The sequence below is a fragment of the Hyphomicrobiales bacterium genome, assembly GCA_016125495.1.
Classification (GTDB): Bacteria; Pseudomonadota; Alphaproteobacteria; order Rhizobiales; family RI-29; genus RI-29.
In genome coordinates this window covers 24,435-42,031 of sequence record WGLQ01000026.1, presented here as the reverse complement: position 1 = coordinate 42,031, position 17,597 = coordinate 24,435, and the positions used below count along the sequence as shown (strand labels likewise).

The window sequence follows — 17,597 nt, the reverse complement described above, 5'->3', positions numbered from 1 at the left end:
GTTCCGCTTTGCTCCACGCTGCACCGCGCCCGGGAGCCGTGGTGTCACGGTCCCCGGATGCTGCGCGGCATGCAATGACGCGCCGCTGATCCGGGGTCGCCAGGTAGGGAGCAGAACGACGGCGGTCCCGGGTCTGCGGCGCACCGTTCCGCTTTGCTCCAGGCTGCACCGCGCCCGGGAGCCGTGGTGTGCCGATCCCCGGATGCGACGCACCCCCTCACGATCCCCGGATGCTGCGCGGCATGCAATGACGCGCTGCTGATCCGGGGTCGCGGGGAAGGGAGCAGAACGCACCCGGTCCCGGGTCTGCGGCGCACCGTTCCGCTTTGCTCCACGCTGCACCGCGCCCGGGTGCGTGCCCGCGCCGACGGGATGACGTCCGATGGGGCCCTCGCCGCAACGGTCGGCTCGCCTGACCGAGCATGGTTCGGACGTCGTGGACAGGGGCGTCGCAGAGGGCCTCCAGGCCAGCCTCGTGGAACTTGCGGGAATGCGCGGGGAGGCGCGGAAGGTCTTCCGCGTCGGCCAGTTCGAAACGGTTGATCTCGGCGAGCGTGTCGTCGAAAGTGCGGTCGTAGACGGAAAACGAGCCATCGGGGAACCGGTGCCAGGGGGCGAGCGGCACGAGCCTGACCCGACGCGCCGGCACGTCACCCTTCGATGCGGCTGCGAGACGCTCGGCCTTGCGTTCCCGGATTTCGTCCATCTCGGCTCGCGCACGGGCGCCGCCGGGCGGTCGATTCCTCTGGTGGTCCAGCACCGCATCTTCTTACGTAACAGTTGCGGCTGCAGATCGGATTTTTCACGGACCTGCGAGGACCATGCGGCAGACGACGGATATCGAGGCGGGCGCTGTCTGCGCCGACCGGTTCTCGCGGTGGCAACATCAGGTCGATGTGGGGCTCGATGAAGCGATCGAGGCGCACAGCGGCGTACCCGCACGGCTGGCCGACGCAATGCGCCACGCGGCCCTCGCGCGCGGTAAGCGCGTGCGAGCGGTGCTGATGCTGGCGCTGGCGAACGACCTCGGATTGGACGAGGGGGCCGTGCTGGCACCGGCGGTCGCGGTCGAGTTGATCCATGCGGCTTCGCTGGTTCTCGACGACGTTCCGTGTATGGACGATGCCGCCAAGCGCCGTCACCAGCCGGCGACGCACCGCGTCTTCGGCGAGGCAACCGCGATCCTGGCAGCGGTCTCGCTCGTGGCCAAGAGCTACGAGGTGATCGCGTCGGCCAGCGCGCTTTCAGGCGAGACCCGATCGGCGATCGTCGCTCACCTTGCCGAAGCGATGGGCGCACCGGGCCTGTGTGGCGGGCAGCAGGACGATCTCGAGGCCGATGCGGCAATTGATACCGACGCAGTCCTGGACGTCTATGCCCGCAAGACGGGCGCCCTTTTTGCGCTGTCACTCGCGGCTCCCTGCCTCGTCGCGCAATCCCTCGGCCGGACCGATACCAGAAATCTGGCCGCCGCCGGTCGGCGCATCGGCGTCGCCTTCCAAATCTACGACGACCTCGTCGATGTCCTTGCCAGCGATAGCACCGCTGGCAAGGACGTTCGCAAGGACGCGCGCAAGCCGACCGTGTGCCGGCTGGAAGGGTTCGACGGCGCACTTGGCCGCGCGGATGCCGAGATCATGGCAGCCCTCCGAGAGATCGGATCGCAGGCGGGAGATGGCGCGGCGACCGCGTTCATTTCCCGCATGGTAAGCCAAGCGCGCGAACGGGTCGGCCTCGGGCCCGGCCATGGCTCGGGGTGAGGAAGAGGGCGTGATGGCGTCGTTGCTGTCGGTGGAGGACCTCCATTCGCATTATGGTCAGCGCCGGGTGCTTCGCGGTGCCTCGCTGAACCTCGGGGCGGGAGAGATCTACGTGCTGCTCGGCCCGAACGGCGCCGGGAAATCGACACTCATAAAGGCCGTCACCGGTCAGGTGAGGCCCGAACGGGGGACGATCCGCCTCGAGGGCGTCGACCCGGCGGGGTCGGTGGCGGCGCGCCGGATGATCGGTCTCGTGCCACAGAACATCGCGCTCTATGAGAAGCTGACGGCGGGCGAGAACCTCGCGGTGATCGGCCGGCTCATGGGCGTTGCCGACCGCGACCTTGCGGCACGAATAGCCGAGGCACTCGAGCGGATCGCATTGGCCGACCGCGTTCGCGATCGCGTCGTGGTGCTCTCGGGCGGGATGCGGCGACGCGTCAACATCGCCGCCGCCCTCATTCATCGGCCGCGACTGCTCATCCTTGACGAGCCGACGGTCGGCATCGACCATGCTGGCCGTCACGCCATGCGCGATCTCTTGTTCTCGCTGCGCGATCACGGACTGGCGATCTTGCTGACTACCCACGAGATCGAGGAGGCCGAGGCGCTCGCCGACCGGGTTGGTGTGATGATCGAGGGGCGTGTCGAGGCTGAAGGAGCGCCGCTTGACCTCGTCCAACGGGCGTTCGGCGATCAGGTGGAATGCATGGTGCGGCTGCACGACGGCGAGGCGCGTGGCGCAGGGGTCGGCGAATTGATCGCTCGTCTCCGCCTCGCCTACGATGAAACGACCGGCCAGTGGCGTGGCCTCGTTGCACCGGGCAGCGCGGATGTCAGGACACTCGTCGAGCGGCTCGTCGAAGGTGGCGGCGGCCCGCGCGATCTCAGACTGCGACGCCCGGGGCTCGAGACGCTGATGGCTCGCCTCCTCGATCGTCGAGAGGTCGCATGAGAGCCGCTGTATTCAGGACGATGCTGCTCGCGCTCGTGCGCGATCCGGCGGCCTTTGCGATGAGCTTCGTGCTGCCAGCGGCCGTGTTCCTCATCTTCGCGGTGATTTTTTCGGGTGCGAGCGGTGGCAACCTGCAGGTTCGCGTGGCGCTGCTCGATCTCGAGGGGTCCGATGCGTCCGAGCGCTTCATGGCGGGCATCGAGAGCAACGGCCAATTGACGCGTGTCGCGCTCGACGAGCCGGGCCTCGAGGCCGTCCGACGGGCCGTGCGAACCGGCATCGCCGATGTCGGCGTGGTCGTGCGTGGCGGCGAACGCACACTGCAATCGGGATCGCCCGACGGTCAGCCGCCGCTCCTCCTCGTGACCGATCCGACGCGCGAAATCTCCGTCGCGGTCGTCGAGGGCATCGTCCAGGAAACCTACTTCGCGAGATTGCCACATATCGTGGCGGGCGGCGTCACGCGCTCGGTCACGAATGCGCTCGCGCCTCTGGAGCCGGGGCAGGCGGCGGCGCTCGAAGCCGGGCTGACGGCCATGGCGACGGCCGATGCGAGCGCAGTCGCTGCCGGTGAGCGAATCCGTCTGCCATTCGAGAGGCTGGTTGCCCGCGAGAGCGCGATCGGCGATCCGGGAGTGCCAACCAGCATTTCCTACTACGCCGGGGCGGTGGCGGCGATGTTCCTGCTGTTCTCGGCCATGAACGGCGCATTGTCCCTCCTTCAGGAGAAGGAGAGCGGACTGCTCGACCGGCTGGCGACAGGACCGGCCGGGACGTGGCCGATCATCGATGGCAAATTCCTTTTCCTCTGGGCGCAGGGGATCGTTCAGGTGGCGATGATTTACGCCGTCGCCTGGCTCGGGTTCGGTCTCGATGTTCCGGCGCGCTTTGCACTCTGGCTCGCCGTGACCGTGGCGACGGCGGCAGCCGGGGCAGGCCTCATGCTCGGCTTCGTTGCGCTTTGCCGCACCTTCCAGCAGGCTCAGACCCTCGGTTCGATCCTGATCCTGGTTGCGAGCGCGGTCGGCGGCAGCATGATCCCGCGCTTCCTGATCCCACCCTACGTCCAGGCGATCGGCTGGGCGACCCCGAACACCTGGACGCTGGAGGCCTACGGCGCCATCTTCTGGCGCAACGAGGGCTGGTACGAGGTGGCGCTTCCGATCGCGGTGCTTTCCGGTGCCGCGCTGTTCGGTCTGGTGGTGGCGCATCTCGCCATCCGGCGCCGTTGATCGCGGCGGGAATGAGGGAACTCATATGATCGATCGCGAGAGCGATACGGCAGGAGGTCAGAGCCGGGCCGATACCGCATTGGCCGCCCCGATCGGCCTTTCGCTCGCCGCCGCGATCATTTCCGCGTGGCTCGTCGTTCACGTCTACGCGGTCTTCTTCTTCGAGATCGAATGGCAGAGCGCACCGCTCGCGGTGTTGCTGTTCCTGCTGGCCACTTGGCTGAGCGTCGGTCTCTTCATCGTGGCGCACGATTGCATGCACGGCTCGCTCGTGCCGTTCCGGCCCGGGGTAAACCGGGCGATCGGCCGCCTCTGCCTTTTCCTCTATGCCGGATTTTCCTACGACGAACTCAATCGCAAGCACCATTTGCACCATCGCCATTCCGGAACCGGGGCGGATCCCGACTTCAACGATGCGCCGCCCTACGGGTTCTGGCCGTGGTTCGGCGTATTCCTCCTCGAATATTTTTCCTGGCGCCAGTACCTTCACATGAGCGCGCGGTTCCTGGCCTATGTTGTCCTCCTTCAAGCTTCGGTATCCAACGTTCTCATCCTCTGGGCCGCTCCGGCGATCGTCTCGGCGCTACAACTCTTCCTATTCGGCACCTTCTTGCCCCATCGGCCCGCCAAAGCCCCGTTCGCCGACCGTCATCGCACGCGCAGCAACGATTATCCCTGGCTGCTCTCTCTCTTGACGTGCTTTCATTTCGGCTATCACCACGAGCATCATGCTCATCCATCGGTGCCCTGGTGGCGGTTGCCCGCCCAACGTCGGCAAGCCGCATCGCATCGGGCGTCCGGCCTAGGGGAGTGACGGTGTCCAGAGGTTGTGGCGCAAGGGCGTGCCGGAGATGACGCGCGTGCGAGCCATGAGGACCGCAATTGGGGAAAGCGCCAGATTGGCGAGCTTTCGCGGCCGCGAGATGCTGACGCGCCGATCCCATGCGGCGGGCCCCCGCGCACGCACGCCCGCCCCGATCGCCCGATAGACGATCCGTGCGGCGGCGATCGCCATGGCGGGACGGTACGCGAGGCGGGCGATTCCGACTTCGGCGGAGCGATAATACTGCTCGGCCTCGTCGAGCAGTCTGACGGTTACCTTTGCGACGGCCGCGCGCAGGTGCGGGCTGGTCAGCTCTTCGGAATCGATCCCCGCCTCCGCCAACCAATCGGCGGGCAGGTAGGTGCGCCCGAGGGCCGCATCGTCCATGACATCACGCGCGATGTTCGTCAGTTGGAACGCGATCCCGAGGTCGCAGGCGCGCAAGAGCGTGTCACGCTCCGAAACGTCCATCACCCGTGCCATCATCAACCCGACGACGCCGGCGACGTGGTAGGCATAACGCAAGGTGTCCTCGAGCGTTTCGTATGAGTGCGCGCGAGCATCCATTGCAAACCCCTCGATGAGGTCGAGCGGCTGGCCATGCGGAATCGAATGGCGTTCGACGACTCTGGTCAGGGCCTCGAACACCGGGCTGTCGGGGTTCCCTCGACAGGCCGCCAGCGTGCGCTCGCGCAGCCGTGCAACGGTTTCGGCCGGGTCGGCCGGCAGCTCCGTGCCGGCTGTATGTGGGGAGGCGGCGAAGCCCAACTCCTGACCGTCGATTGCGTCATCGCAGTAGCGGCACCACGCATAGAGCATGTAGGCACTGTCGCGCATCCCACCCGGCAGCAGTCGCGCGGCGGCCGCAAAGCTCTTCGATCCGCGCTCGATGCGCTCACGCGCGAAGGTTGCAAGGAAGTCGTCCCGGGAGCCGGTCACGCCGTTTCCTCATCCATCGGCGGCCGCGCTGCAAGTGCTCGCAGCGCGGCTGAAATGGGGACCGGAGGGCGCCCGGTCAGTATTCGCGCCTGTCCCAATCGAGTGAGTTGCGCGGCATAGAACCGCGCGATGAGTGGAGCAGGCAAGCTGTAGAAGCGTTGCAGAACGCGCCAGCGCTGTTCGGGTTCGGCAGCCCGGAACAGCATCCGGTTGAGGCTCCGATAGAACCGGCGCTCGCGCCAAAGGCGCCGGGCGTGCGTTTCGATGGCGCTGAACAGAGCGCCCGAGGACAGATCCCGCTGCTCGGCAATGAGATCGGCGAGCCGTGCGGCGTCGGGCAGCGAATAGCCGGTCGTCGGATGGAACAGGCCGGCACGTAATCCCGCTACCGGTGTGCCCTCGCGAGCCCGCTCGCGCCAGAACCGGTCGATGTCGCCGCCGAGCGTGATGGGCAGTACGCCTTGCTCGTGACGCAGCACCGATGCGATACGCCAGCCAGCGTCCTCGATGTAGGCAGCCAGCCGCTCATCGAGGCGCCCGCCATCGATGGCCGCATCATCGGCATAGTAGGTATCCTCGACCAACAACCGGTGGCGGCTGAACGGCAGCAGGTAGACGAAGCGGTAGCCGTCGAGCTGCGGCACGGTGGCATCCATGATCACCGGCTCGGTGACGCCATGCGGCGTTTGCGTCGTGATCTCGATGCCGCGGAACTTTTGATAGGCGAGCCATAGACCTGCGGTCGGGCCGAGCCCGCGACAGTCGATAACCGCCCGGGCGTCGATCGTCGTACCGTCTTCGAGGGTTGCTCGACGTGGGGCGAGCGCGCGAACCGCGGCATTGCAGCGCACGATACCGTCGAGCAGGGGATGCAGAGCGGCACGCAGGCTGTCACTGGTGACCGAGCGGTAGCCGTAGTCGAGCGTGCGGCTGTAGCTGGGAAAGCGCACTGTCTGGGCCGGCCAGCGGTGTGCGACGAGCGGCGCCATCCAGCCGCCGATGCGTTCGGCCAGATCGCTCTCGTGGAACGACCAGGTGTGGTTGCCGCCGAACTCGGCCGATTGCTCGAGCAGCAGCACGCGTATTTCCGGGCGAACTTGCCTGAGGCGCGCGGCGATCAGGCAGCCCGAAAGGCCGCCCCCGGCGATGAGCACATCGACCGCACCCGGCATCGGATGAGGCTTGTTGTGGTTCTCCTGCACGGTGGTCCTCGCCTTCCTGCGCCACATCGCGCCAGAGGTTCGTTCTGCATACTTTCTTGCATTCGATCCGGAGCGACAATTGGATGAGTTGATCTCGGCGCCAGCCCCTTCAAGGTGCCGCGCCAGTCGCGCGCGGGCAACACCGATGGTCCTTGCACCGACCCGTTGATCGGACGGGTACGGATCCTGTCGTGGGTGCTGTCGCAGTGCCCTGTATTCCCCTGCGAAACGCTCCCGGTCAATGCGCGACCTGGAGCCGACTTCGCCTTTGCAGGGCGTCCCTGGCTCCGGCGCCGCACTCCATTTGCGTCATGTGCCGGGGATCGCCGGCCACCCGGAAGGAGCGGACAGGAACGCCTTGGGCGCTTCGTGCCAGGAGACCAGGCGAGCATGACGTCGGCTTGCGCACGATCCCGGCGTGGCCAAGCCGATCCCAACACGAGCGCGACTTGATCTATCGCAATTCGAAGCGTTCGCGTCCCGTGCATATTCCGACCGCCGGCCCTTATGGATAGCCCCAGTCGAAGCGAGGTCACCGAGATGTTGCTACGTGCTTGTGCGTCGATCACCCAATTTGCCGTCGTCATGCTATCGACCGCGATAGCTGCAGCGCAGGTCCCGGTCACGGACTGCGACCGTCTCGCAGCACATCCCCTCGATCGCAACGCCGTGGCCGCGGGCGCGTTCGCGACAGAACTGGACGTCGCCCGGGCGCGCGCCTCCTGTGAGGAAGCGCTTGCCGCCTATCCCGATACGCCCCGGTTCCACTTCCAACTTGCCCGCACCCATTTCGTCGAGGGCCGGCTCGACCCGGGTGCTGCGCACCTGCAATCGGCAGCGGATGCGGGCTATCCAGCCGCCATGGACCTCTTCTCCACGCTTCTCGAAAGAGTGAATGCCGGTGCCGCTCAGACCTGGCTGCACCGCGCGGCCGAAGGGGGGCACCCTTCCAGCATGTCGCGGCTCTGTCGGGCCTATGCGAGGGGCGACCAGGTGGAACAGGACCTCGACACCGCGATCGGCTGGTGCCGGCGGGCCGTCGAGGCCCGCGATCGGATCGGAATGATCCTACTGGCCGAGCACTACAAGTCGGGCAATGGCGTCGAGCGCGATCCGAAGGAGGCCGCACGCCTCTACCGTCTCGGTGCCGACGTCGAATTGAGGATCGCCCGCACCTATCCGAACCAGGTGCAATACGTGGATTGGGCCGGTTGGGGGATCGTCTTCGCCAACGAACTCGACATGGACCTAGCCACGATCGACCCGATGGTCGCGGAACTCGACGCGGTGCTGGCACGCGACTGGGTCGTCGCCCCGGATATCCGCCAGAGCGCGGACGAATTGCGGATCGAGATGCACGACGTCAAGGCGCATCTCATGGCCCAAAAGGGGGATGTCGAGGCCGCGCTCGCAGCCTACCGGGTCGTCCTCGACGCGAGCACCGAGCGCACCCAGCGGGTACAGTCGACCCTGTCCGGCATGGACTTGTTCGAGGGAGAGACCGACGGCGTCGTGACCGAGGCGTTGATCTCCGCGCTCGAGGCGTGCTTGAGAAAGGGCAACTGCTACCCCTAGCCGCTTGCCCGGGTCCTGCCCCGGATCCTGTCCGGGGGGCGATCCGGAGTTCCGTAGAGGACACGAATGACGATGACGCATCGAACGACGCGCGCCATGTTGGCGGCTGGCCGCGACGGTCCGGGCAAACCGGTCTGGTACGGGGATTGGAACGATGGCCGGCCACGCCCGCGCCATGCGGCACGGTCCCCGAAGCCCGGAGCCAGGGGAGGGGCGGCATGAGCCTCCTCGTCGACGGCCATCGGATCCCACTCGCTGAACTCGCGGACCATCGCCAGGAAGCTTGGCGGCGCCAGAGCACCTACGTCGCCGCGAACTCCGCCTTCTACCAGCGCCTCTGGGAGGGGCGCTCGCCGCCCCGGGATCTCGCCGATCTCTGCGAATTGCCGCTCTGCGACAAGGCGGACCTCAGATTGTCCCAACCCGCCACTCCCCCCTTCGGGGATTATCTCGCCGCCCCCCGCGAGCGGGTCGCGCGTCTCCATCGCACCTCGGGCACGACCGGTCAGGCGATGAACCTTGCCATGAGCGCACGCGACTGCGAGGTGACGGAGATCGTCGGCGGAAGGGCCCAGGCGCTTGCCGGGCTCGGGCCGGGCATCATGGTCGTGCACTGCCTCAACTACCAGATGTGGATGGGTGGCCTCACCGACCATCTGACGCTCGAGCGGACCGGGGCGACAGTGGTCCCCTTCGGCGTCGGCTCGAGCGCCCTTCTCGTGCGCACGATCCGCGAGACCGGGATCACGGCCATTTCCTGTACGCCGTCCTATCCGAGCGTGCTCGAGCGGGTGATCGGGGAGGAGATGCCGGGGCTGACGCCCGCCGATCTCGGCCTCCGGCTCGGCCTCTTCGGCGGTGAGCCGGGGCTCGACGATCCGGCGCTGCGCCAGCGGTTCCGCGACACGTGGGGGATGGAGGCACGCAACGCCAACTACGGCGTCTCCGACGTCTTCTGCAATTTCGCCGCCCAGTGTGCAGGCGACACGGCGCTGCACTTCGTCGCCCACGACGTCCTCCATGCCGAGTTGATCGAGCCCGAGAGCGGCGCACCGATGACGCTCGAGGCCGGCGCGACGGGCGAACTCGTCCTGACCCACCTCGAGCGCGAGTGCCAGCCGCTCGTGCGCTTTCGCACCGGTGACATCATCGCGGTGGAGGCGACCGACCGATGCCGCTGCGGCACCGCCGGGTTCCGCTTCCGCGTCGTTGGTCGCTCGGACGACATGGTTGTGGTGCGCGGTCTCAATATGTTCCCGACCATGGTGGCGGCTGTGGTCAATTCCTTTCCGGAGCTTTCGGGCGACTATCGGATCGTGCTCGACAGCCCGCCCCCCTACCACGTGCTGCCGGTGCGGGCGGAACTGGCCAAGGGGCGCACGGACGACGGCACGCTTGCCCGGCGTCTGGAAGTCGAGTTCAAGTCGCGGCTCGGCGCCACGATCAGTGCGACGATCGTGCCCGCCGGCACGTTCCCGGTGACCGAGGGCAAGACGAAGCGCGTCGTCAGGAGCACGTCATGACCGAGTTCACCTACGAAACGGTTTTATCGTCCATGACCGGGGAGGGCGTGCGCACGATCACACTCAACCGGCCGGCCTCGCTCAACGCCATGAACCGCCGCCTGATCGATGACGTGGCCGCCGCGTTCGACGATGCAAACCGGCACGAGGGCACGCGGGCCATCGTCTTCACCGGCGCGGGGCGGGCGTTCTGCGCGGGCGACGATCGCCAGGAGCACGTGCATCCTGGAACGCAAGCCGAGGCGCGTGACCTGGTCGATGCCATCCAGCGGGCGACGGTCGCCATCGTCGCTGGCGCAAAGCCGGTGGTCGGGGCGATCAACGGCTGGGCGGTCGGGGGCGGGTTCGAGTGGGCGATCAACTGCGATTTCCCGATCTGGGCCGAGAGCGCCAAGGGATTTTTTCCCGAGGTCTCTCTCAACCTCTTCGTCACGGGAGGCGTCACCGTGCTGCTGCCGGCGATCGTCGGCCCGGTCAAGGCGCGCGAGATGCTGTATTTCGGGGAGCGATATTCGGCGGCGGAGCTGAAGGGGTGCGGCATCGCCTGGAAGGTCGTGGCCGACGCTGAATTGATGACCGAGGCGCAGGCGACCGCAGCGCGTCTCGCGGGGCTGCCGACCCTTTCAACGCGGGCCATGAAGCGCGTGTTGAATCAGGCGATGGCGGGCGGCTTGCAGCAGGACATGGAACTCGAGACCGAGGCGACGGTCGCCGGCTTCCTCGATCCCGAGACGACGCGACTCCTCAAGGATTTCTAGGCGGCGGAGGGCGCAGGGCGCCTCCGCCGCTGTCCGTGTGTCAGGCTCCGTTGCGGATGATATTGTGCTCGGGTCCGAACGGAAAGCCCGTGATGTTTTCCGCGCCGTTCTCGGTGACGACGAGGATGTCGTGCTCGCGGTAGCCGCCGGCCCCGGGCGTGCCCTCCGGCAGCATGACCATTGGCTCCATCGAAACCACCATGCCGGGCTGGAGCACCGTCTCGACGTCCTCGCGCAATTCCACGCCCGCCTCACGGCCGTAGTAGTGGCAGAGCACGCCGAACGAGTGACCGTAGCCGAAGGAGCGGTATTTCAGGAGATCCCACTCCCGGTACATCTCGTTGAGTTCACCGGCGATATCGCAGCAGCGCGCGCCGGGGCGGATCAACTCGAGGCCGCGCCGGTGCACCGCGACATTCTTTTCCCAGATGTCGAGGTGGGCGTCCGAAGCATGGTCGCAAAAAAGCGTGCGCTCGAGCGCGGTATAATAGCCGAAGATCATCGGGAACGCATTGAGGCTGAGGATGTCACCCGACTGGATCTTGCGGTTGGTCACCGGGTTGTGCGCCCCGTCGGTGTTGATCCCGGACTGGAACCAGGTCCAGGTGTCCATCAATTCGACATAGGGGTGGTTGGAGGCGATCTCGCGGATCATCGCGTTCGTCGTCGCGATCGCGACTTCGTGCTCGGGCACGCCTGCCCGGATCGCCTTGACGCAAGCCTCCCCGCCGATGTCGCAGGTTCGCGCCCCCTCCTTGATCAGCTTGATTTCTTCCGCGGACTTGATCGTGCGCATCCACATCGAGGGTTGCCCGATGTCGACCAGTTCGACACCCGGCAGCGCCTCCTCGATCTGGCGGCGCAGGTCGATGTTGACATGGTCGAACTCGATCCCGACGCGCTTTGCCCCTGGCATCAGCTCGCGTACGGCCTTGAAATAATTGTCCCGGCGCCAGTCGGTGTAGGTGACGTTGTCTCCGTGGCTCCGCCGCCAGGGCTGGCCGCCGTCGATGCCGGCCGAAACAGTGGTCGCGGCATCCTGCGTGATGACCATACCGTACTTGCGGCCGAAAAAGCAGTAGAGCCAGCCGGAATAGTAGTTGATGCAGTGATAGGAGGTGAAAAGCCCGGCATCGACCCCATTCTCAGCCATCCATTTGCGGATGCCGTTCTGGCGGCGCCTCATCTCTCCGTCGGAAAACGGCAGATACTCTTTTTCACCATTGTGCCACTTGACGACGTGCAGCATGTCGTCGGCTCTTGCGTGCCCGGCCGGTTGTCCCATTGTCCTCTCCCTTCGAATCGACATGCGCTGTTCTTGCTTCGTTCCGGTGGACGAGGTGCCAATGCGGCACCATGACCGACCGCTCGGTACGGTGCCCGTTGGTGATGCCGCCGTCGCCCGGGCGCGCGATTTGCTCCGCCGCCGCGCTCCGGCCTGCCATGCCAGCCGCCATCGGCGCAAGCGCGAACTCGTGCCGCGGCGCCCGGACAAGGCCGTCGGCGTACGCCTCGAGCAAGTGCTCCCGCGTTTCGCGCGATCCCGGATGTGACAAGAAAGCAAGCAAGGCAATGACTTCGCTATCGGAGGCGGTCGGATGTGCTGGCCTGCCGGCGGCGTAGGCGGGTGGAGGCGCGAACTCGGAACCACCACGCCAATGCTGCGCCTTTGGGTTGGAGCCGGATGTTCTTGAGTTGATGTAAATCAAGGCATCGGAGCGTTCATGCTCGGTAAGGTGAGCACGGAAAGGGAACGCAAATGACAGGAGTCCACGATGCACAATGCGAATGCCTATTCCATTTCGCTCCTTTGCCTGTCCGTTTTCGTCGCGGTCGCAGCACTGGCGCATCCGGCGATGGCCGACTATCGGGGATGTGTGGCGACGGTGATCGCCCGGCCCGCCGAGGGTGAATCCGTGCGTTGGACCTATGAGGCCCGGCGCGAGATCGACAATCGCTCCGAGGCCAACCGAGCGCGGCGGGAAGCGCGCCAGCTCATCCTGGATTGTTTCTTCTCGCATTTGAACGATCGGCAGAACGGCGGTTACCCGAATTGTGGTTCGGGCTGGGCCTATATGACCGGTTATCCGTTTCGAGACCTGCACCAGGATCTGACCGTGGCGCTTTGTGCGCGCAACCGTCATCTGGCCTCCGTTCGGGCACCGTTCCTGGTGGTCCTGGAGATCACCGGTCAGGAGGCCTGCCGCGACAGGTCCGGCGGCGGTGTCGATCCGGCGGAGATCCATCGGGCCGATTATCGTGAGACGATCCGGTGTTCGGAGGTCCGCCAGGGCTTCAATCTACCGCGCGGCGACTACGACCACTTCCCGATGGCGCCCGGGGCCGGATCGCCGGACTGCAGCCGGCGATGCGCGGCGGACGCACGTTGTGTCGCCTGGACGTTCAAATATGCCGGTGGCTCCAGCGAACCGCCGCTCTGCTTTCTCAAGGAACGTGTCTCGGGGTGGCGTGAGGATGCGCGGTTCGTTTCTGGAATCAAGAACGTCCACGCGCGTTGACGGGATCGGCCCCGCCGGCTGGTCGGGCCTGCACCAGGGTCGCGACCGCGGCAACCCCGGGGGCCAACGAGCGGTTGGGGGCACGGCATCCGTTGCGTCGCCCGCCGCTCGCTCCAGATCAGGTCACGAACACAGGATTGCCGAGCACCTTCATGATCGGCTCGACGCCGAGCCCCGGGCGGTCGCCGGCGCGCATGTGTCCGCCCTCGACCGTCGGGCCGCCCTCCGCGATCGCCACGGTGTGGTACTCGTGGAAGGCCGAGGACTGGAAATGGAAGTCCTCGAGCGTCGAGTGCGCCAGATGCGCGATCGCCGCCGTCGCGATTTCGCCGCCCCAGCTGTCCTCGATCGTCATCACGATGCCGAGCGCCTGGCAGAGATCGCGCACCAGCTTGGCCCGCGTCAGTCCGCCCATGCGGTTGATCTTGAGGTTGATGAGATCCATCGCCTGGTCGTGGTAGCCGCGCAGCAGGATCGCGAGGCTCTCCATGCATTCATCGAGGATCATCGGCAGGTTGGTGTGCCGGCGCACCGCGAGGCACTCCTCGTAGGAGAGGCACGGCTGCTCGATGTAGAGGCGGATGTCGTGCTGGCTGGCCAGCGGACTGACGGCATCGACGACCCGGATGGCATCATGCTGGCGCCAGCCGGTGTTGGCGTCCGCATCCAGCACCTCGCCGGGCTGCATCTGCGCCGCCACCTTGCGAAATCGCGTGATGTCGACGGTCGGATCGGCCCCCACCTTCATCTGGAACTGGCGAAAGCCCTTCTCGCGGTACTCCGCCACGCGGGCCGCCATGAGGTCCGGATCGGCACGGGAAATGACCTTGAAGAGTTTGACCTTCTCCTGCCGCTTGCCGCCGAGCAGCGTGTAGACGGGCAGGCCGGTCGACTTGCCGAGGATGTCCCAGCACGCCATGTCGAGGGCGGATTTGACGTAAGGGTGTCCCTTGAGGAGCAAGTCCATCCGGTCGTTGATCCGCTCGATCGCGGTCGGATCCTGACCGATCATATCGGGGGCGATCTTGGCGAGACCAACCCGTGCCCCCTCGGGATAGGCGGGCAGGTAGGACGGCCCGAGCGGGCACGTCTCCCCATAGCCGATGATGCCCTCGTCCGTCTCGACGCGAACGACCGTGCTGTCGAAGGCCGAGAACGATTGCGTCGACCAGCTGTACGAGCCCTCCGTCATGGGCAGGTCGACCTGGTAGAGCGAGATGCGGGTAATCTTCACGAGTTGCTCCTCGCGACTGGCGCCGCCCCGGACGGGACAGGATGGACCGCCGCGCGTGCCTCATCGCGGCGACATGCCGTCTCTTCTAGCTCGACAGTCTGGCCTGGTCATTGTACATGAAGGTCAAACAATCGCACGCGCGCCTGACGTGTTCGGGAGGATGGCGTTGCCCTATCGGCGGGACTATAGCTGCCTCGGTCCGTCCAAGCCTGCACCGGAAACGAGGCCCCTGCTCAGGATCGGGATCGCGCCGACGCCCGACTTCACGCTTTTCTCGCTTTCCAATCTCGTCGAGTTCCTGCGCCACGCGGCCGATGAGAGCGACTTCAGCCGCCAGCTCTATTGCTCCTGGTCGCTGCTGTCGCACGACATGGAGAGCATTCGCGCGAGCTGCGGGTTCCGGATTTCTCCGACGCGACTTTTCGGAGATCCGAGGGAGTTCGATTACATTGTCATCCACGGCGGATTGCTGCATTCCGGGGCCGAGATTCCGCCGGCACTCTACGATTTCATCCTGACCACGCTCGAAGCCGGCGTGCCGCTCATCGGCCTGTGCTCGGGCCAGTTCCTGTTTGCTGAGCTCGGCCTCATGGACGGCCGGCGCTGCGCCGTCCACTTCTCCCATGAGGAGACATTCAAAAGATTGTTTCCAAAGGTGATTCCCGTCATTAGCGAGCCGTTCGTGCGGGATGGTCCGTTCACGAGCTGCCCGGGCGGACTGGCGACCCTCAAGCTCGCGATGTCGCTCGTGAACGAGCATTGCGGGATTTCCCGCACCAATAAGGTCCTGCACTATTTCATGGCCGAAAACGGCAAGCAGGACATGACCGATTCCATCCCCACGGGCGGTGCCATTCTCCCCAATTGCGGCGATCACCGGGTGACCCGTGCGATCGGCCTGATGCACCAGAAGAATTTCGAGACCGTTTCCGTCGCCGATGTCGCCCGCCAGGTCGGCACGACGAAGCGCGAACTGACGCGCCTTTTCAATCGCTATCTGCGGATGCCGCCCGGAGAGTATTGGCGCTCGATCCGCCTCAACTCCGCGCGCTGGATGGTGATCAACACCGACCGCTCCATTGCCCAGATCGCCTACGAGTGCGGCTTCACCGACAGCTCGCACATGATCCGCTGGTTCAAGCAGCGCTTCGGCATGACCCCCAAGCGCATGCGCAGCATCCACAGCGACATCGGAATCCACTAGGTCGCCGCCTGCCCGCCTCCGTGGCGCGCGGCTCCCCGTTCCTGCAAAGAAATGTCCCGAACGTACAATACGACGTGGGCCGGTTGCTCCAGCGTAAGGGGCCGTTCGTTTCGCTAGGTCTTCGGACCCGCATGTGACGCGAGCGGCGCGCTGGCCTCGCCGCGCTGCGCAGGCATTGAGTATCTCGAGTGGCGAGTTTCCTCGAGTGGCTAGGAGGAAGGCAATGAAGACGAGCGCGATGCTCACTGCGATGGCCGCTTGTGCCATCGGCCTGGGTTTGATGGCCGGCCCGGCGGCCGCCGACAAGCTCGACGACATCATCGCGGCGGGTAAGGTCCGCTGCGGCGTGATGCTGGACGTGCCCCCGGTCGGCATGCGTGACCAGAACAACAACCCCATCGGCTTCGATGTCGAGTTCTGCATGGACGTGGCCAAGGCGCTGGGCGTGGAGGCTGAAATCGTCGAGACGCCGGCTCCCGATCGCATTCCCGCGATCCTCTCGGGCCGCGTCGACATCGGCGTCGCATCGGCCACGAACTCGCTCGAGCGGGCCAAGTCGGTCGGCTTTTCGATTCCCTATCAGATCTGGGACGTGGGCGTCGCGGTTGCCGCCGGCAACGCCGACATCACCACCTACGAGCACCTCAAGGGCAAGCGCATCGGCACCGTTCGCGGCACCACCGCCGAAGTCGCCTTCCTCGCCGACCTCGCCAAGTGGGGCGCCGGCACCTCGCACGTCTCCTACGGCTCCAACGCCGAGCAATTCCTCGCCCTCTCCCAGGGCAAGGTCGATGCCATCGTCGAGAGCACGGCCATTTTCGGCGAGTACATCAAGGGGCAGGGCGCCGGCAAGATCAAGGTCTGCTGCAGCGTCACCACCGCTCCCGCCGACTGGACCGGCCTCATGGTCAAGCGCAGCGACCAGGGTCTGCTCAACTGGGTCAACCTCTTCGTCTGGCACCAGTGGAAGAACGGGCGCACCGACGAACTCTATCAGAAGTGGTTCGGCTATCCGGCCCCGAACATGGCCTATCCCGGCGTGCACGGCTACTGAGCCAGCCGCCGGCTGAACGGACGGGGCCGGCCCGATACCGGTTCCGACCCGATCTTACCGCGGGAGCCGGCGCTGAGGCGCCGGTTCCCTTTTGCATCCGGCCATGGTGCCGTGCCGGCCGTGCCATCCCCATTGGAGTGCCAGCGAGGGCATGTTCGATTACACGTTCCAATGGCGGATCGTCTGGCGCCACTGGCCGCAACTGCTGGATGCCGCACTGCTGACGCTGCAGATCACAGTGCTCTCGGTCGTGATCGGTCTCGCCATCGCCGCCGTCCTCGCCCTCTTTCGCGACAGCACCAATCCGTTCGCGCGCGCCATCGCGATCTCCTGGACCGCGCTCGCCCGCAACACGCCGGCCCTTCTCCAGATCTACATGGCCTATTTCGGCCTCGGCGCCCTCGGCATCCACCTTTCGCCCTACACCTCGGTGCTCGGTGCGATCGCCTTCAACAACGCTGGCTACCTCGCCGAGATCCTGCGCGGAGGATTTCAATCCGTTCCGGCCTCGCAACGGCTGGCGGCCCGTGGCCTCGGCATGAGCGGCCTGCAAGCCTACGTATACGTGACGCTGCCGCAGGTCCTGCGCACGGTGTTCCTGCCCATCGTCAACCAGATCATCTGGGCGATGCTCGGCACCTCCCTGGGCATGATCATCGGTTTGCAGGAGCTGACCGGGATGACGACGTTCCTGCAATCCCAGACATTCCGTCCCTTCGAGTTCTACTTCGTCGCCGCCTGCATCTATCTGGTGATCGCCAAGCTGACCACGGGCGCGGCCCATCTCGTCGCCCGCCATTATTTCCGCTGGTGAGGACG

At 66.0% G+C, this 17,597-nt stretch carries 16 protein-coding genes; 12 read left to right on the top strand and 4 right to left on the bottom strand.

Features of this window, described 5'->3' with window-relative positions; genetic code table 11:
• Nucleotides 1-821: 821 nt before the first annotated feature.
• From GC150_15905 to GC150_15890, 4 genes are read left to right on the top strand one after another with little or no spacing between them, the layout of a single operon-like run.
• Nucleotides 822-1,760 (top strand): polyprenyl synthetase family protein, encoded by a 939-nt coding sequence (locus GC150_15905; protein MBI1386392.1) that lies wholly within the window; start codon nucleotides 822-824, stop codon nucleotides 1,758-1,760.
• On the top strand, nucleotides 1,747-2,715 hold the full coding sequence (locus GC150_15900; protein MBI1386391.1) for an ATP-binding cassette domain-containing protein: 969 nt from the start codon (nucleotides 1,747-1,749) through the stop codon (nucleotides 2,713-2,715). Before GC150_15905 ends, GC150_15900 begins: the two co-directional genes overlap by 14 nt.
• Nucleotides 2,712-3,947 carry an ABC transporter permease gene (locus GC150_15895; GenBank protein ID MBI1386390.1) on the top strand — a complete coding sequence of 412 codons (1,236 nt, stop codon included), beginning with the start codon at nucleotides 2,712-2,714 and terminating at the stop codon, nucleotides 3,945-3,947. Before GC150_15900 ends, GC150_15895 begins: the two co-directional genes overlap by 4 nt.
• A gap of 25 nt (nucleotides 3,948-3,972) precedes the next feature.
• Nucleotides 3,973-4,761: a beta-carotene ketolase gene (locus GC150_15890; protein ID MBI1386389.1), complete on the top strand. Its 789-nt coding sequence runs from the start codon at nucleotides 3,973-3,975 to the stop codon at nucleotides 4,759-4,761.
• Here GC150_15890 and GC150_15885 read toward each other — a convergent pair.
• Together GC150_15885 and crtY are read right to left on the bottom strand one after the other, a co-directional pair.
• Complete coding sequence (locus GC150_15885) at nucleotides 4,750-5,709, bottom strand: phytoene/squalene synthase family protein (protein MBI1386388.1); 960 nt, start codon at nucleotides 5,707-5,709, stop codon at nucleotides 4,750-4,752. The genes GC150_15890 and GC150_15885 overlap by 12 nt on opposite strands.
• Nucleotides 5,706-6,881, bottom strand: a complete 1,176-nt coding sequence (gene crtY, locus GC150_15880) for a lycopene beta-cyclase CrtY (GenBank protein MBI1386387.1) — start codon at nucleotides 6,879-6,881, stop codon at nucleotides 5,706-5,708. The genes GC150_15885 and crtY overlap by 4 nt, the downstream gene beginning before the upstream one ends.
• Before the next feature lie 537 nt (nucleotides 6,882-7,418).
• Between crtY and GC150_15875 the strand changes: the two genes are divergently transcribed.
• From GC150_15875 to GC150_15865, 3 genes are all read left to right on the top strand, one after another.
• Nucleotides 7,419-8,486 carry a hypothetical protein gene (locus GC150_15875; GenBank protein MBI1386386.1) on the top strand — a complete coding sequence of 356 codons (1,068 nt, stop codon included), beginning with the start codon at nucleotides 7,419-7,421 and terminating at the stop codon, nucleotides 8,484-8,486.
• 218 nt (nucleotides 8,487-8,704) lie between these two features.
• Nucleotides 8,705-10,009 carry an AMP-binding protein gene (locus GC150_15870; GenBank protein MBI1386385.1) on the top strand — a complete coding sequence of 435 codons (1,305 nt, stop codon included), beginning with the start codon at nucleotides 8,705-8,707 and terminating at the stop codon, nucleotides 10,007-10,009.
• Complete coding sequence (locus GC150_15865) at nucleotides 10,006-10,767, top strand: enoyl-CoA hydratase/isomerase family protein (protein MBI1386384.1); 762 nt, start codon at nucleotides 10,006-10,008, stop codon at nucleotides 10,765-10,767. The genes GC150_15870 and GC150_15865 overlap by 4 nt, the downstream gene beginning before the upstream one ends.
• A 40-nt stretch (nucleotides 10,768-10,807) precedes the next feature.
• Here the strand turns inward: GC150_15865 and GC150_15860 are convergent, their stop codons facing one another.
• Nucleotides 10,808-12,052, bottom strand: a complete 1,245-nt coding sequence (locus GC150_15860) for a M24 family metallopeptidase (GenBank protein ID MBI1386383.1) — start codon at nucleotides 12,050-12,052, stop codon at nucleotides 10,808-10,810.
• A 61-nt stretch (nucleotides 12,053-12,113) separates the two neighbouring features.
• Between GC150_15860 and GC150_15855 the strand changes: the two genes are divergently transcribed.
• Nucleotides 12,114-12,320 carry a hypothetical protein gene (locus GC150_15855; protein MBI1386382.1) on the top strand — a complete coding sequence of 69 codons (207 nt, stop codon included), beginning with the start codon at nucleotides 12,114-12,116 and terminating at the stop codon, nucleotides 12,318-12,320.
• A gap of 222 nt (nucleotides 12,321-12,542) precedes the next feature.
• Entirely contained in the window at nucleotides 12,543-13,286 is a 744-nt protein-coding gene (locus GC150_15850; GenBank protein MBI1386381.1) for a hypothetical protein, read from the top strand.
• Between the two features lie 118 nt (nucleotides 13,287-13,404).
• On the opposite strand, the gene GC150_15845 is transcribed toward GC150_15850, so the two are convergent.
• Entirely contained in the window at nucleotides 13,405-14,520 is a 1,116-nt protein-coding gene (locus GC150_15845) for a mandelate racemase (GenBank protein MBI1386380.1), read from the bottom strand.
• A 160-nt stretch (nucleotides 14,521-14,680) separates the two neighbouring features.
• Between GC150_15845 and GC150_15840 the strand changes: the two genes are divergently transcribed.
• From GC150_15840 to GC150_15830, 3 genes are all read left to right on the top strand, one after another.
• Entirely contained in the window at nucleotides 14,681-15,724 is a 1,044-nt protein-coding gene (locus GC150_15840) for a helix-turn-helix domain-containing protein (protein MBI1386379.1), read from the top strand.
• Nucleotides 15,725-15,947: 223 nt separating this feature from the next.
• Complete coding sequence (locus GC150_15835) at nucleotides 15,948-16,778, top strand: transporter substrate-binding domain-containing protein (GenBank protein MBI1386378.1); 831 nt, start codon at nucleotides 15,948-15,950, stop codon at nucleotides 16,776-16,778.
• Between the two features lie 151 nt (nucleotides 16,779-16,929).
• A complete protein-coding gene (locus GC150_15830) occupies nucleotides 16,930-17,592 on the top strand; it encodes an ABC transporter permease subunit (protein MBI1386377.1) in 663 nt (220 codons plus the stop codon).
• The last annotated feature ends 5 nt before the right edge of the window (nucleotides 17,593-17,597 follow it).